The organism is Mycobacterium sp. (genome assembly GCF_049585075.1).
Classification (GTDB): Bacteria; Actinomycetota; Actinomycetes; order Mycobacteriales; family Mycobacteriaceae; genus Mycobacterium.
The window spans coordinates 1-15083 of record NZ_JBAUZA010000009.1 but is presented as its reverse complement, the minus strand read 5'-3'; the positions used below and the strand labels follow the sequence as shown (position 1 = coordinate 15083).

The 15083-nt window shown below is 62.8% G+C and carries 20 protein-coding genes; 14 read left to right on the top strand and 6 right to left on the bottom strand.

Annotation, left to right across the window (positions count from 1 at the left end; translation table 11 throughout):
* The 5 genes from WB785_RS00495 to ctaD form a co-directional block, all read left to right on the top strand.
* Positions 1 to 334 (top strand): SDR family NAD(P)-dependent oxidoreductase (locus WB785_RS00495; RefSeq protein WP_424076744.1); only part of this gene is annotated, 334 nt, incomplete at its 5' end.
* Positions 335 to 406: 72 nt separating this feature from the next.
* Positions 407 to 895, top strand: a complete 489-nt coding sequence (gene msrB, locus WB785_RS00490) for a peptide-methionine (R)-S-oxide reductase MsrB (RefSeq protein ID WP_424076743.1) — start codon at positions 407 to 409, stop codon at positions 893 to 895.
* A complete protein-coding gene (gene msrA, locus WB785_RS00485; RefSeq protein ID WP_424076742.1) occupies positions 892 to 1449 on the top strand; it encodes a peptide-methionine (S)-S-oxide reductase MsrA in 558 nt (185 codons plus the stop codon). The genes msrB and msrA overlap by 4 nt, the downstream gene beginning before the upstream one ends.
* A gap of 156 nt (positions 1450 to 1605) precedes the next feature.
* The gene (gene tal, locus WB785_RS00480; protein ID WP_424076741.1) at positions 1606 to 2694 is read left to right on the top strand and encodes a transaldolase; all 1089 of its coding nucleotides are present in this window, start codon (positions 1606 to 1608) and stop codon (positions 2692 to 2694) included.
* 45 nt (positions 2695 to 2739) lie between these two features.
* Complete coding sequence (ctaD, locus tag WB785_RS00475; RefSeq protein ID WP_424076740.1) at positions 2740 to 4443, top strand: cytochrome c oxidase subunit I; 1704 nt, start codon at positions 2740 to 2742, stop codon at positions 4441 to 4443.
* Between the two features lie 75 nt (positions 4444 to 4518).
* Here the strand turns inward: ctaD and WB785_RS00470 are convergent, their stop codons facing one another.
* Positions 4519 to 4755 (bottom strand): hypothetical protein, encoded by a 237-nt coding sequence (locus tag WB785_RS00470; RefSeq protein WP_424076739.1) that lies wholly within the window; start codon positions 4753 to 4755, stop codon positions 4519 to 4521.
* The gene (locus tag WB785_RS00465; protein WP_424076747.1) at positions 4755 to 5444 is read right to left on the bottom strand and encodes a sigma-70 family RNA polymerase sigma factor; all 690 of its coding nucleotides are present in this window, start codon (positions 5442 to 5444) and stop codon (positions 4755 to 4757) included. The genes WB785_RS00470 and WB785_RS00465 overlap by 1 nt, the downstream gene beginning before the upstream one ends.
* A gap of 587 nt (positions 5445 to 6031) precedes the next feature.
* On the opposite strand from WB785_RS00465, the gene WB785_RS00460 reads away from it, so the two are divergent.
* The 9 genes from WB785_RS00460 to WB785_RS00420 all read left to right on the top strand — a co-directional run bounded on the left by WB785_RS00460 (position 6032) and on the right by WB785_RS00420 (position 11948).
* Positions 6032 to 6421, top strand: coding sequence for a four-helix bundle copper-binding protein (locus tag WB785_RS00460; protein WP_424076746.1), 390 nt, complete (start codon positions 6032 to 6034; stop codon positions 6419 to 6421).
* Positions 6422 to 6469: 48 nt separating this feature from the next.
* On the top strand, positions 6470 to 6904 hold the full coding sequence (locus WB785_RS00455; protein ID WP_424076738.1) for a DUF5709 domain-containing protein: 435 nt from the start codon (positions 6470 to 6472) through the stop codon (positions 6902 to 6904).
* 52 nt (positions 6905 to 6956) lie between these two features.
* On the top strand, positions 6957 to 8375 hold the full coding sequence (locus WB785_RS00450) for an NAD(P)H-quinone dehydrogenase (protein WP_424076737.1): 1419 nt from the start codon (positions 6957 to 6959) through the stop codon (positions 8373 to 8375).
* A 23-nt stretch (positions 8376 to 8398) separates the two neighbouring features.
* On the top strand, positions 8399 to 8998 hold the full coding sequence (locus WB785_RS00445) for a sulfite oxidase-like oxidoreductase (protein ID WP_424076736.1): 600 nt from the start codon (positions 8399 to 8401) through the stop codon (positions 8996 to 8998).
* 8 nt (positions 8999 to 9006) lie between these two features.
* Entirely contained in the window at positions 9007 to 9747 is a 741-nt protein-coding gene (locus WB785_RS00440) for a ferredoxin reductase (RefSeq protein WP_424076745.1), read from the top strand.
* 13 nt (positions 9748 to 9760) lie between these two features.
* Positions 9761 to 10036 (top strand): DUF6510 family protein, encoded by a 276-nt coding sequence (locus tag WB785_RS00435; protein WP_424076735.1) that lies wholly within the window; start codon positions 9761 to 9763, stop codon positions 10034 to 10036.
* Complete coding sequence (locus tag WB785_RS00430; RefSeq protein WP_424076734.1) at positions 10036 to 10686, top strand: RraA family protein; 651 nt, start codon at positions 10036 to 10038, stop codon at positions 10684 to 10686. Before WB785_RS00435 ends, WB785_RS00430 begins: the two co-directional genes overlap by 1 nt.
* A 141-nt stretch (positions 10687 to 10827) precedes the next feature.
* Entirely contained in the window at positions 10828 to 11256 is a 429-nt protein-coding gene (locus WB785_RS00425) for a Rid family hydrolase (protein WP_424076733.1), read from the top strand.
* 209 nt (positions 11257 to 11465) lie between these two features.
* Complete coding sequence (locus WB785_RS00420; protein WP_424076732.1) at positions 11466 to 11948, top strand: DUF421 domain-containing protein; 483 nt, start codon at positions 11466 to 11468, stop codon at positions 11946 to 11948.
* A gap of 49 nt (positions 11949 to 11997) precedes the next feature.
* Here WB785_RS00420 and trxA read toward each other — a convergent pair whose 3' ends face one another.
* Genes trxA through WB785_RS00400 form a run of 4 tightly spaced genes read right to left on the bottom strand, consistent with a single transcriptional unit; the run spans position 11998 to position 14995 of the window.
* The gene (trxA, locus tag WB785_RS00415; protein WP_424076731.1) at positions 11998 to 12327 is read right to left on the bottom strand and encodes a thioredoxin; all 330 of its coding nucleotides are present in this window, start codon (positions 12325 to 12327) and stop codon (positions 11998 to 12000) included.
* Positions 12324 to 13304: an NAD(P)/FAD-dependent oxidoreductase gene (locus WB785_RS00410; protein WP_424076730.1), complete on the bottom strand. Its 981-nt coding sequence runs from the start codon at positions 13302 to 13304 to the stop codon at positions 12324 to 12326. Before WB785_RS00410 ends, trxA begins: the two co-directional genes overlap by 4 nt.
* Positions 13305 to 13307: 3 nt before the next feature.
* A complete protein-coding gene (locus tag WB785_RS00405; protein WP_424076729.1) occupies positions 13308 to 14558 on the bottom strand; it encodes a thiolase family protein in 1251 nt (416 codons plus the stop codon).
* A gap of 38 nt (positions 14559 to 14596) precedes the next feature.
* A complete protein-coding gene (locus tag WB785_RS00400; RefSeq protein ID WP_424076728.1) occupies positions 14597 to 14995 on the bottom strand; it encodes a GNAT family N-acetyltransferase in 399 nt (132 codons plus the stop codon).
* Between the last annotated feature and the right edge of the window lie 88 nt (positions 14996 to 15083).

Genomic DNA, 15083 nt, shown 5'->3' with positions numbered 1-15083 from the left:
GGCCATCGGGCTGACCCCATCGTCTGGGCACTCGATGCAAAAAGCCGGGTTGCACGCCCTCACCCATAACCTGGCCATCGAGCTTGCCGGGCACAAGATCCGCGTCAACGCGGTGGCACCGGCCGCGGTCAAGACCCCCGCTTTGGAGCGGTGGGTACCGAAGGACGAGATCGACACGACGCTGGATACTTTTGCGCCGCTTCATCCGCTGGGACGAGTCGGCACTCCGGCCGATGTGGCCAGCGCCGTGACGTATCTGCTGTCTGATGAGGCCAGCTGGGTCACCGGCGCGATTCTCAACGTCGACGGCGGCATCATGGCCGGCCGCAACTAACCCGACAACGACGCCGGACGTACCGAAAAGCTAATCGCACCACCACAAAGTTGCACGAACGAAGGAGACCAAGTGTCACACCAATATGGCAAGAACCCCGCGGCGGTTGATGCGCTGAGCCCCGAGCAGTACCACGTCACCCAGGAGAGCGGGACCGAGCGTCCGTTCACCGGCGAGTATTGCAACAACCATGAACCCGGTATTTACGTTGACATTGTTTCTGGTGAACCGCTTTTCGCTTCGTCGGACAAATTCGACAGCGGAAGTGGCTGGCCCAGCTTCACCCAGCCGATCAACACGGACAGCCTTGTTGAAAAGCGCGACCGCAGTCACTTCATGGAACGGGTCGAGGTGCGGTCAGTTCACGCCGATAGCCATCTGGGGCACGTATTCCCGGACGGCCCTACAGAAGCCGGCGGGTTGCGCTACTGCATTAACTCGGCATCGCTGCGGTTCATCCACCGCGATGACCTGGAAGCTCAGGGGTATGGGCAGTATCTGCGGTTGTTCACGAAAGATGTATCGGAGCAATACCAAAGCGTCGACGAGCAGCAATCATGACCGACCACGACAAGATCGCCGTTCTCGCCGGTGGCTGCTTTTGGGGCATGGAGGACCTGTTCCGGGAGCAGCCCGGTGTGGTGTCCACCCGTGTCGGCTACACCGGCGGCAGCAACACGCATCCCACCTACGGCAATCACCCCGGCCATGCCGAGGCACTCGAAATCACCTACGACCCAGACGAGACCGATTACCGGGCACTGCTGGAATTCTTCTTTCAGATTCACGACCCGACCACCAAGAACCGTCAGGGTAACGATGCCGGAACCAGTTACCGGTCGGCAATTTTCTATCTGGACGACGAGCAGAAACAGATCGCGTTGGACACCATCGCCGACATCGACGCGTCAGGAGTGTGGCCCGGCAGGGTCGTCACCGAGGTCAACCCGGCCGGCGAGTTTTGGGAGGCCGAGCCCGAGCACCAGAACTACTTGCAGCGCTACCCATCCGGCTACACTTGCCACTACATTCGGCCCGAGTGGACGTTGCCCAACCGCGGTGACGGTGCCGGCGCGGGGGCAGCTACGGCAGAACATGCCAACCGTACTCAATAACGACCTGGGCTCGGTAACACAGGACAGGGACCCGACAACTCCGCCTGATTGGCAGCTGCTGTTCAGCGGGTACGCGCCATTGGTGCTCTATGCGGCCGTATGTGTCGCAGGATGGGTTTTGCCGCGGCCCAGCAATCGGCGAGCGGCGGTGACGGGATGACTCAGAACCCGAATCTCGCTGCACTATCGGCAGCGGGCGTGTCGGTCTGGCTGGATGACTTGTCCCGCAACCTGTTGCAATCCGGCAGGCTGCAGCAACTGATCGACACGAGAAGCGTTGTCGGCGTGACCACTAACCCGTCCACCTTTGAGCGCGCACTTGCACACGGCTGCGCCTACGATGGCCAAATCGCCGAGCTGACGGCCGGCGGTACCGACATTGACACCGCGGTCCGCACGGCGATCACCGACGACGTCCGGGCGGCTTGCGATGTGCTGCGCCCTCAGTGGGAGGCCTCCGACGGCGTCGACGGAAGAGTGTCCATTGAAGTCGACCCGTCGCTGGCTCACAACACCGATGCGACAGTCACGCAGGCCGTCGAGTTGGCCAAGATCGTCGACCGGCCCAACGTGTTCATCAAAATACCGGCCACCGCGGCGGGGCTGCCCGCGATCAGCGCGGCGCTGGCCAAAGGTGTCTCTGTCAACGTGACGCTTATCTTTTCCGTCCAACGGCACCGAGCGGTGATGAAGGCCTACCTGGACGGTATCGAAACCGCCCAGCACGCTGGCGCTGACCTATCCCAAATCCATTCGGTAGCATCACTTTTTGTGTCCCGGGTCGACGCCGAGGTCGACAAGCGACTCGAGGCGATCGGCACCGATGAGGCACTCACACTGCGGGGACAGGCGGGCGTCGCCAACGCCCGATTGGCCTACGCGGCCTACCAGCAGGTCTTCGAAGCCGAGCCACGCTACACGGCGCTGCGCGCCGCCGGAGCTCGCACGCAACGCCCGCTGTGGGCCTCCACCGGAGTAAAAAACACCGCCTACCCCGACACGATGTACGTCACCGAACTGGTGGCACCAAACACGGTCAGCACCATTCCTGAGCCGACGCTGGAGGCGGTGGCCGACCACGGCGTCATCGCAGGTGAAACCGTGACTGGCAAGGCGGTGCAGGCACAAGAGGTATTCGACCGGCTGACTGCGGTCGGTATCGATCTGCCCAACGTGTTCGCTGTGCTCGAACACGACGGCGTGTCCAAGTTCGCGGCGTCCTGGTCGCGGGCACTTCAGCGCTAAACACTTTGTGGTGCTTCAACGTTCACCAATCTAGGAGACGATCTGATGTCCACCTCGGCGCCACCATCGGGAGAGCTTCGAGCCAGCCGGCCATTCCCGCAGCGCACCGGCCCCACGGGTAGCCTGATCTACCGGCTGATCACCACGACCGATCACAAAGTGATTGGGATCATGTATGTCGTCGCGTGCTTTGCGTTCTTTTTCGTCGGCGGGCTCATGGCGCTGCTGATACGCGGCGAGCTGGCCGCCCCCGGGCTACAGTTCGTATCCAACGAGCAGTACAACCAACTGTTCACCATGCACGGCACGGTGATGCTGCTGTTTTATGCGACCCCGATCGTGTTCGGGTTCGCCAACCTGGTGCTGCCCCTGCAAATCGGCGCCCCCGATGTCGCCTTTCCGCGGCTCAACGCATTATCGTTGTGGCTCTTTGTTTTCGGTGCGATCATCGCCCTGGGCGGCTTCCTCGCCCCCGGTGGGCCAGCGGACTTCGGGTGGACCGCCTACACCCCGCTTTCCAACGCGATCCATTCCCCGGGGCCGGGAGGTGATCTGTGGATCCTGGGACTCATCGTCGGTGGGTTGGGCACCATCCTGGGCGGGGTCAACATGATCACCACCGTGGTGTGCCTGCGCGCGCCGGGCATGACGATGTTTCGGCTGCCGATTTTCACCTGGAACATCCTGGTCACCAGCATCATGGTCCTAGTGGCCTTCCCGCTGCTGACGGCCGCGTTGTTCGGGCTGACCGCCGATCGTCACCTCGGCGCACACGTATTTGACCCAGCCAACGGCGGAGTCCTGTTGTGGCAGCACATGTTCTGGTTCTTCGGCCACCCCGAGGTCTACATCATCGCGCTGCCTTTCTTCGGCATCATCACCGAAGTCATCCCGGTGTTTTCCCGCAAACCGTTATTTGGCTACTCCACCATGGTCTACGCCACCATCAGCATTGCGGCGCTGTCAATCGCGGTGTGGGCCCATCATCTCTATGCCACCGGTGCGGTGCTGCTGCCATTTTTCTCCTTCACCACCTACCTCATTGCGGTTCCCACCGGAATCAAATTCGTCAACTGGATCGGCACAATGTGGAAGGGCCAGTTGACCTTTGAGACTCCGATGCTTTTCGCGGTAGGCTTTTTAGTGACTTTTCTGCTCGGTGGCCTGTCGGGCGTGTTGCTGGCCAGCCCACCAATCGACTTCCACGTCACCGACACCTACTTCGTGGTCGCCCACTTCCACTACGTGCTGTTCGGCACCATCGTGTTCGCCACTTACGCCGGGGTGTATTTCTGGTTTCCCAAGATGACCGGGCGGCTACTCGACGAACGGCTGGGCAAGTTGCACTTCTGGCTGACGCTGATCGGATTTCACACAACATTTTTGGTACAACACTGGCTCGGCGGTAAGGGGATGCCACGCCGCTACGCCGATTACCTGCCCACCGATGGGTTCACCACACTCAACATCATCTCAACGATCGGGGCATTCATCCTTGGGGTGTCGATGCTGCCGTTCGTGTGGAACGTGTTCCGTAGCTGGCGCTACGGCGAGCCAGTCACCGTCGACGATCCATGGGGCTACGGCAACTCCCTAGAGTGGGCCACCAGCAGCCCACCCCCGCGGCATAACTTCACCGAACTGCCCCGAATCCGCTCTGAGCGGCCCGCCTTCGAACTGCACTATCCACACATGATTGAACGGATGCGCAGTGAGGCCCACGTCCTGCGCGGACCAGGAAAGACGTGATAATGGCCGCCGGCTACGATACCAAGTCTGCAACGAACGGCCGCCAACACTGTGCCGGCTCGTAACACATTGCGCCTAGGCTTCTTCCAATGCCTCGCCAAGTGATTGAAGAACCTTGTTGTGCTGCGCGTAGACAAGCGTGTGACCCACCACCAACGCAGCGACGACGGGCCATTCCATCATCCCAAATGCGGCCATGGCACCGACGCCGGCATAGAAAGCCAGCTGTTTCGGTGCCGGTAGCGTCAGGTTGACACTCCAGGGCGAGGACGGGGAAACCCTGCCCGTGCCCTGAACTCCCGCTTTATTCATCACGCCTCCTGATCTGCCGACCGAGTCGCATGAACTCGATACCGGTGCATAGACCTTCCATTGACGCGAGTCCGCTGTTGGGTTGCTCCGCTCGGGGCCTCGTTCATTGTCCTGGCGGAATAGTTGGCTGGCGAGTCGCATAGTAAATCGCGCAATTGTTTTCGTCCGCGGTTGAGCCTCGAACTTACGGTTCCTTGTCGGGTGTCCATCATGGCAGCGATCTCCTTGTAGGAGTACCCCGCAACGTCGGCAAAATAGATGGCGATGCGAAACTGCTCAGGCAAGAACATCATTGCCGCCTTGAGGTAGGAGTCTGGCAGCATTTCGAGCGCCTGCTCTTCGGCCGACTGAAGGCCCTCAGGCGTGCGTGAGGCACTGGCCGCTAGCTGTTGATCGGTGATCTCACTAGTCGGATGCTCTGCGGGACGGCGCTTTTGCCTCCGATAGCTGCTGATATAGGTGTTAATCATGATCCGCCGCAGCCATGCTGTGAAGTTCGTTCCTGGCTCGAATCCCCGGCGACCAACATAAGCGTTGAGCACTGTCTCTTGCACCAGATCCTCCGCATCCGCTCTGTTGGAGGTCATCCGAAGAGCTTGCCGATAGAGAGGCTCAAGGAGCGGAACAACGGCGCTTTCAAATTGTGCCCTCAGCTGACCGTCTGGCACCTTTGTGCGTTCCGCACGCATGCGTTCCACGTTATGTTCCTTCCATTGCGAAAAGTATTGGCACGCGTTGAGACTGGGCGTCGCTTGCTAGGCTCAGGCGGTCCTCTGTGATGCTGGGGTAGGTGCCGGTCATCGCAATTCCTTCTTTGTTCCGCAGTGCCCGCGTTGCCAATTGCACTCTGACGAAGCCCGGCCTTACGCAGCCATGACCGCAGGTACGGTATTTCCTCGACTCCACAGAACCTCCGCTTGCCGTTCTGAGGCCAGCATCCACCGCTGCAGGGTGAGTGGTCATCACCCGACGAGGCAATTCATCCGGGTGAGCGCACGCGCTACCCACTACACAAGTCGGCCGCCGGGGTTGTGGCTACTTGCTGGAGGGGTGCGCTGGCGGCTGCGCAACACGAAAACGTTAAGGTTGCCGGCCCGATCCACCGGTCTTGACGATTCGTCTGTCGTTTATCACCCGGGTGAGTGACGGAGGTGGGCGACGACAGTTCACCCCGTTGCGCGCCATGCTCTTAAGGTCTACACCCGCGCAGCCGTGTTCTGTTGTGTGAGACAACCATCGCCCTAACGAGGAGGACATAGTGAGCGCCGCCAGGAGAATGCTGGAGACCTATCCACGAGATCTAGGCCGGATTGATAGAGCCAAGCTGATCGCATGTATCGACGCCTGTTTCGAATGCGATCAAGCCTGCACAGCGTGTGCAGATTCCTGTCTGAGTGAAGACGACGTCAACCACTTGACCAAATGCATCCGTACTTGCCTTGATTGCTCGGATGTCTGCGCGACAACCGGCCGCGTCGTGTCCCGGCACACGGGCTACGACGCCAACTTGACTAGGACGGTGCTCGAAACGTGCGCCTTCGCCTGTAAGACAAGCGCAGACGAGTGCGACAAGCATGCGCCGAAACACGAGCATTGCCGCGTGTGCGCCGAGGTATGCCGTCGCTGTGAACGAGCCTGCCGCGACCTTGTTGAGGCGCTCGGCTGAGACAACCACCGAGTGTCACCTTGCAGATACGGAATGGAGACGGTGCTGATGGCGATTTCTGAATTCGACGACGTGGAAGCACATCTGCTCGAACCAGAAGAAAGCTTGGACTCAGAACAGACTGGCATCGACCTCGACGAAGGCTACTCACCACCGGAACGCCCGCGTGAACTGAGTGCTTGGGGCCTCACCACCAGGGAAGCGCGTACCCATGAAAGTCTGGCGCGCCGACTGGCCCGCGAGGTGCCCGACGTGGGCGATCAGTGGGATGGCGACGGAATCGGTGATAGCGCCGACAGCGATGGCGAGCCAATCGACGATCAGGTTGGCGACATGCGCGCAGGTCGGCTCGTCGCCTTCGACGTCGACCCTACGGATCCAGGCGCGGATTACCTTGCCCACGACGTCGGTATTGACGGCGGCGCTGCCTCGGCTGAGGAAGCCGCCATGCACATCGTCGTCGATGAAGACCAGCGGTGGTGAGGGATGGCATCTGTGATGACGTGGCGTTTGGCCAGCTGGTGAGGTTTGAGCTGTGGTGACCCGCATTGTGATCCTGGGCGGCGGCCCAGCCGGATACGAGGCGGCACTGGTCGCCGCCGCACGCGGTCCCGAGGTGGCCCAGGTCACCGTCGTGGACTCCGACGGTATCGGAGGTGCGGCGGTGCTTTGCGACTGCGTGCCATCGAAGACCTTTATCGCCTCCACCGGGCTGCGCAGCGAACTGCGCCGAGCGCCACGGGAGTTCGGCATCGATATCGATATCGCCGACGCCAAGATCTCGTTGCCGGAAATCCACCAGCGGGTCAAGATGCTGGCCGCCGCCCAGTCCGCCGACGTCACCGCCGACTTGCTCAGCATGGGCGTCGAGTTGCTCGCCGGTCGCGGTGAGTTATTGGACGCGATCCCCGGGCTGGCGCGCCACTGCATCAAGGTGACCGCGCCGGACGGCACCACTATGGTGCGAGACGCCGACGTCGTACTGATCGCGACCGGCGCCAGCCCCCGGATCCTGCCGTCCGCGCAGCCCGACGATGAGCGCATCCTGACCTGGCGCCAGCTATATGACCTGGCTGCACTGCCCGACCATCTCATCGTCGTCGGCTCGGGTGTCACCGGCGCCGAGTTCGTCAATGCCTACAGCGAACTCGGTGTCACCGTGACGGTGGTCGCCAGCCGTGACCGTGTGCTGCCATACGAGGATGCCGACGCCGCGTTCGTGCTGGAGGAGTCGTTTGCCGAACGCGGGGTCCGGCTGATCAAAAACGCTCGCGCTGAATCGGTCACACGCACCGACGACGGGATCCTGGTAACGATGACCGATGGCCGCACGGTCGAGGGTAGCCATGCCCTGATGACCATCGGGTCGGTGCCGAACACCGGCGGCCTGGGCCTGGAGCGGGTGGGCATCGAACTGGGCCGCGGCGCCTACCTGAAGGTGGACCGGGTGTCACGGACATCGGTGCCCGGTATCTACGCCGCCGGGGACTGCACCGGCCTGCTGCCATTGGCCTCGGTCGCCGCGATGCAGGGCCGGATCGCGATGTATCACGCGCTGGGGGAGGCCGTCAGCCCGATCCGGCTGCGCACCGTCGCGGCGACGGTGTTCACCCGGCCCGAGATCGCGGCGGTCGGCGTTCCGCAGACGGCGATCGACGACGGCTCGGTGCTGGCACGAACCATCATGCTGCCCCTGGAAACCAATGCGCGCGCCAAGATGTCGGAGCTGCGTCACGGCTTCGTCAAACTCTTCTGCCGGCACGCCACTGGCGTGGTGATCGGCGGTGTGGTAGTCGCCCCGATCGCCTCGGAGCTGATCCTGCCTATTGCAATGGCCGTGCAGAACCGCATTACGGTCAACGAGCTGGCGGAGACACTTGCCATCTACCCGTCGCTGTCGGGCTCGATCACCGAGGCAGCCCGGCGGCTGATAGCTCACGACGACCTGGACTAATCACTGCCACACGGAGAGCACCAATGAGTATCGTCAACAAAGGCTTTCGCGGACGCCGCGCTGAGTCGGCCCCCGCGCTCCCGCCCGGTCAGCATCTGACCGCGGACTTCCCTGTCCTGCAAGCAGGACCGACGCCGCGGATCAATCTCGATGACTGGCGATTCACCATCCGCGACGAGCTCGGCGCCGAACGGTCGTGGACCTGGGCCCAGCTCAAGCTCCTGCCCAGCGAGCGGCTCAACGTGGACATCCACTGCGTAACCACGTGGTCCAAGCTGAATACCAAGTGGGAAGGCGTTTCTCTGGACACATTTTTCGAATCGACCGATACCACTGCCGGATTCGCACTGGTCGGTTCGTACGGCGGCTACACCACTAATCTTCCGTTGGACGACCTTCTCGGCGGAAAGGCCTGGATCGTCTACGCGTACGAGGGCGCACCGCTTAGCCCGGTGCACGGCGGCCCGGCACGGCTGCTGGTGCCGCACCTCTATTTCTGGAAGTCCGCGAAGTGGGTGAGATCGATTGAGCTGCGCCACAGCGACATACCGGGATTCTGGGAAGGATTGGGCTACCACAGCTACGGCGACCCATGGCAAGAACAACGCTACGCCGGGGACTGACGATGGCCGTGGACACTTACATGAAACCGAAGTTGGGCTGGCGGGTCGCGCGTGTGGTGGACTCTGTACCCGAGACCGAGTCTGCGCAAACGATCGGGCTGACGGTGCCGGGCTGGAGCGGCCACTTGGCTGGCCAGCACATTGATCTCAAGCTGACCGCTGAGGACGGGTACAGCGCCCAACGCAGCTACTCATTGAGCAGACCGGTCGACGGTGAGCGCATCGAACTCACCGTGCAAGGGATCGCCGACGGAGAGGTCTCGCCCTACCTCATCGGCATCCCCGTCGGCGCCGAGATCGAACTTCGCGGACCTATCGGCGGCTGGTTCGTCTGGCGGCCGGACGAGCAGGCTCGGGTTCTGCTCGTCGGCGGTGGATCGGGAATTGTGCCGTTGATGGCAATGCTGCGACAGCGGGTAGTGTTGGGCAGCGCGGACTTTCGGTTGGTCTATTCGGTTCGCACTCCCGCCGACGTGTACTACGCCCAAGAGCTGGGCCGCCTCGAGCGCGAATGTGACTGGCTCCAGGTCGCGCTGGTCTACACCCGCACAGCCGCGCCGAAGACCGCCCGGCCGGCCGGCCGGGTCCTCGCCGCTGACCTCGCTCCGACGGAGTGGGCGCCCGCCGACGGGGTGCGCGTCTACGTTTGCGGCCCAACGGGATTTGTGGAATCGGTGACCACCACGCTGATCGAGCAGGGGCATCAGCCATCGGCCATCCGGACCGAGCGGTTCGGACCGAGCCAGTAATGAGAAGCGAGGAATGATGACCGAACCAACGCACGTCGACGGCAACGCCGCCGGGGGCGCCTTCGCAGACGTGCTCGGATTCGATGTCACCACCGCGATGCTGACCTGCGCCGGATGTGGTCATGTCGGGGCCTTCGCCGAGAGTCACGTCTATCACCGCGGGCCCGGCATCGTGGTGCGCTGCCCGGGCTGCGGAGACATCCTGGCCCGGTTGGTGCAAACGCCCACCGACGTGTGGCTGGACTTCCGCGGCGCTTCGTCCTGGCGTGTCCCGATCCCGGCCGGCTGATGGAGTCCCTCGACGCACTCGCCGGTCGCGTGCGCACCGCCGACATCGTGGACGCCATGGGGCGACGGCACCAACATCGGTGTCATCTCCTCGACCTGGTGAGCCCGACACCCGGCCGGAGGCTCTTCGGCCCCGCCGTGACAATCTCCTACTTCCCGGCGTGCCGGGCCGCCCTCCCGCCCGAGCGCTACAACTTCAAGAGGTTGTTCTACGACGCCATCGAAGGCGGCGCTGGCGGGCACGTGCTGGTCCTGGCCAGCAACGGCTACACCGATGCGTCACTGGGCGGTGGGACAAAGCTGTCGCGTGTCCGAAACCACAGGCTCGCCGGCATTCTCGCGGACGGGCGGCTGCGCGATTTCGCCGAGCTCGAACTCTACGACCTCGCCATCTATTGCCGGGGCGAAACAACACGGGCGGGCGGCGACACGGTCACCCCTTATGAGGCGAACCGTCCGGTCGTAGTCGCCGGGGTGGCGGTCCGTCCCGGCGACTACGTTTTCGCCGACGCCTCCGGCGCCGCGGTCATACCCGCTGGCGACGTGCGCGCGGTACTACGCGCCGCCAACCAAGTCGTGGTGGAGGACGCCGAGTCCATCGCCGCCATCAGAGGCGAAACCCCAACCACACTGGGAGGCAATGAGAACTGACGGGTCGGCACGAATTCTCGCGGCCTCTCACCCGGGTGAATTGCACAGCCGGATGAGGACATTTCACCCCACGCGCACCGATAGTGGTCATTGATCCGAGCCGCGACCCCAACGTCCGGACCGATGAGAGGAAACACCCGCATGTCCAATCCTGAATTCTTCGACACGCCCGGATATGGCGAGATTGCCCGTACCCGCAACCACTACAGCCAAGCTCTACGCATCGGCGATCGCATCGAGATCTCCGGCCAAGGCGGCTGGGACGCGGATTTCACCTTGTCGGCCACATCCCTGGAGGACGAGATCGTCAAGGCGTGTGACAATGTCGAAAAGACCCTCGCTGAGGCGGGTGCTGGCTGGCGCGACGTTGTAAACATCCACTCCTACCACGTCCCCGCTGCCGACGATTCCATTGGTGATCAACACATGTCGGTGATGGTGGACCAGTTCCGCAAGCGGTTCGGCGAAAGTGCGCCGTTGTGGACCGCGCTGGGCGTCGAGGCGCTCGCACTGCCCCACCAGCGCATCGAGATCGAGGTCGTCGCCATCGTCGGATCCGGCAGCAAATAGACGTCGGTACCAGGACGCGAAGCGTCGCCCCGATGCATCGACGCCTCGGGGCACCGCAAATTGGGCCTGAGAATGCCGCCCCGCCACGCGCTTCTCAGGTGAATTGGCTTGACTGACAATGGTTATCGTCGCCCAGACATGCCGCGGTCCCCAGGCCCACGACAAAAGGCCGCAAAAGTCGATGACTCGCCCCTGGAACGGAGGCATGCGTGGACCGAATATTTCATGTGCTGATCGGTGACCCGCACGGTGCCGTCGTTGCCGCCATCAAAGCCTCGACCCTGTTCCTCACGGCTGCGGTCTTATTTCGCTTCACGGAACGCCGCACCCTCGCCGAATTTGCGCCCTTCGATTGGATCGCTGCGGTCGCCGCCGGAGCCATCGTCGGTCGGGCTGCTACCGCCACTGATACCTCGTGGCTCAACGCAACCGCGGCGCTCATTTGCCTCCTAATCACCCACGCGGTACTTGCGAGATTGCGCTTCATCCCGGGAATTCGACGTTTCATCGATCCACCTCTGAAAGTGCTGATCCGCAACGGACACGTCGACCGACGCAACCTGCGTCGATGCGGACTAACCAGTGCCGATCTCGAGGCGGTGCTACGCCAACACGGACACGAAAGCCCCGATCGTATTCACCTCGCGATCTTCGAAGCCAAAGGAGCTATCTCCATTCTGTTAACGGCCTGATCTGTTAGCGGACTGACCTCGTCGGGTGTGGCCTTAACGGCCGGCTTGTCTAGAGGTAGTCACGAAGCTCGTGGAGCAGGGCCGACTTTGGGCGTGCACCCACCAAGCGGGTGGTTGGCACGCCGCCCTTGAAGACCATCATGGTGGGGATCGACGCCACCTGAAACCGTTGAGCAGTCAGCGGGTTTGCATCGATGTCAAGCTTGGCCACGGTCAACTTATCCCCGTGCTCTCGTGCGATCTGCTCCAGGATCGGTGCGACCGCACGACACGGGCCACACCATGGGGCCCAGAAATCAACCAGTACAGGTGTGGGGCTGTCGAGGACATCAGTGGTGAACGAGGCGTCAGTCACCGTGATGGGCAGGGGTGTGGTCATGAGGGAGATCTTTCCTTCCTGGTAGTGGAATCTGGTAGAGGACAGGCCGATTGGCTCAGCCAGCGCTCGGCATCGAGCGCGGCCGCACAGCCGCTGGCTGCGGCGGTGACTGCCTGGTGGTAGCGGCGGTCGATCAGGTCGCCGGCAGCGAATACGCCCTTCAGGGAGGTGGTGGTCGTTTCGTCTTTGGTCAGGATGAAGCCACCTGCGTCGAGTTCGACGACTCCGACCAATAGATCTGAGCGCGGCGTTTGGCCGATGGCGACGAAAACGGCCGCGACCGCAATGGTGGAGTCGCCGCCGTGACGCGTGTCGCGTATCTGCAATCCTGTGACGTGTGGGTCGCCCTGCACGGCAAGCACTTCGGTAGATGTCAGGATCGCCACGTTGGGATGCGCCTGCAGGCGGGCAACGGCAACGGCTGATGCCCGTAGTCGGGGGCGATGGTGGATGAGGGTGACGTGGTGGGCTAGTGGCGCCAGGTGAAGCGCCTCTTCAACGGCACCGTCGCCGCCGCCGATGACGGCGACGTCACGTCCGGTGAACTGTGCGCCGTCGCGTTTCGCGCTGGTGCTTACGCCGTGGCCGAGGAGCCCGCGTCCGCCGGGCACGTTGAGGGGCCGGGGGGCCGAGCCCATGGCAAGAATCAGGGCACGGCCGTGGTGGTGGGTTTCGCGAATGCTGACCGTCTTGGGCTCGTCGCCGAGATCGAATCTGTCGACGTAGCCTCGGCATAACTTGGCGCCGAAGTGCTGTGCTTGGCGCCGCATCGTGTCAGCCAGCGCGGGACCCGAAACGAATGGGCCGACACCGGGGTAGTTGTCGACGTCCCCGGCGGCCACGAGGGCACCGCCGGGTTCATGGCCTTCGATGACGAGGGTGTCCAGCCCGGCCCGAGCCGTGTAGATCGCCGCTGCATATCCGGCCGGGCCTGACCCGACGACAATGACATCACGAATCCGGGTTGTGTCGGCCATCAGTCAGCGGCGATGCGTTGGCATGACAACGTTTTCAAGAACCACCGCTACTGCCTGCCCCGAGCCGATGCAGATCCCAATCACCCCGTAACGAGCACCCCTTTCAGCCAATTCGGTGGCAAGCGTCAACAAATAGCGAGTTCCCGTAGCCCCGAAGGGATGTCCGATCGCGACCGCGCCACCATTGGGTGTCAGCTTGTCATCGGGCACCACGAAACCGTCCAACTGGTTTGGCAATTCCCGCAGCACCCCTAGCGCCTGGGCGCTGAACGCCTCGTGCACCTCCCACACATCGATCTGCTCGGGCTTAAGTCCTGCCCGGCGGATCGCGGTCGGGATCGCCCATGCCGGGGCCACGCCCATGATGAGCGGGTCGATGCCATAGACCGCACTCGACACCACTCGGGCTAACGGCTCGACGCCGAGTTCGCTGGCTCGCTCCCCGGAAGCGATGACTACCGCACTGGCACCATCACTTAAAGGCGAGGAGTTGGCCGCCGTCATTTGGGTCGTGCCGGGCTGGGCCGGTAGAGCCGCCAGCACCTCGGCGGTGGTGTCATCCCGGATGAACTCATCATGTTCTGCCAGCCGGGCAGGTGTCTTTTTCGTCGCCGGGATCGGCACGGGCATAATCTCTTTGGCTAGCCGACCTCGATCGCGGGCAGCCTTAGCATGTTGCTGTGATCGCAGGGCGAAGGCGTCGATTTCCTCGCGGTTCAGTGAGTAGCGATCGGCGACGTTTTGCGCGGTCTCGATCATGCTGATGTAAGCGTTGCGGGCCAGCAACACGGGGCTGGGCGGTCCTCCAGCGCCGCTCCACATGGTGTCGAGCATGAGAACCGGACCTCGGGGACTGAACGCGGCGTCGCCCTTCATCAGCGCCCACCCTGATCGAGACATCGACTCGACTCCACAGGCGATACCCAGGCCGAGGTCGCCGGCTTTAATCGCGTGGCTAATGGTCACCGCCGCGCTTAGGGATGATCCGCAAAATCTGTTCACGGTGATTCCCGCCGCGGTGTCAGGAAATCCGGCAGCCAACGCTGCCCACCGGGCGACGTCGCCCATGCCCTCGTGAGCAGGGTTCACGCAACCCGCCACAATGTCTTCCACGGCACCGAGTGGCACGCCCAGCCGGTCGCAGGCGCCCTTCATCGTCATACCCAGCAAGTCATCGGCCCGAATGCCTGACAACGTGCCGCCATAGCGAGTGAACGGGGTCCGTACGCCCCCCAAAACATAAGCCTCAGTCATCTCCACCCTTTTCGAATGCATCCGAGTTGGAAGGCCGATTACGCGTGGTCCGGAGGCGCCGGCGCAGCGGGCCGCGACACTGGGCGGAGCAATCCCTGATACTGGTCGGCCACCAGGTCTCGGTATTCAGGATGGCGCAGAATGTAGTCACCCGTGATCTTGCACCGCGGAACGACCGTGTGTCCGGCCCGCCGGATCAGTGCGAGCACACCACTGATCATCGCCGAGGAGAGGCCTCGATCGCGCCATTGCGTATCGACTTCGGTGGCCATCAACACGATGTGGCCGCGGTAGCGGCGGTAGGGCTGCCGACCGATCACCTGGTCGCCTACAGTGGCCTCAAACCGACCGTCTTGGGCGTTGTCGGTTATGACCGTCTGTAGTCCATCGTGGGCACTGCGTTCGATGCTGCCCATCGGCCTTGGCGATTCACTCATGATCAAGTACCCAACGCGTCGCGGCCGGGTTCTTGTTGCATTCACTACCTCCGACCACAACGATCTTTTTGGCCCCAAAATGCATATG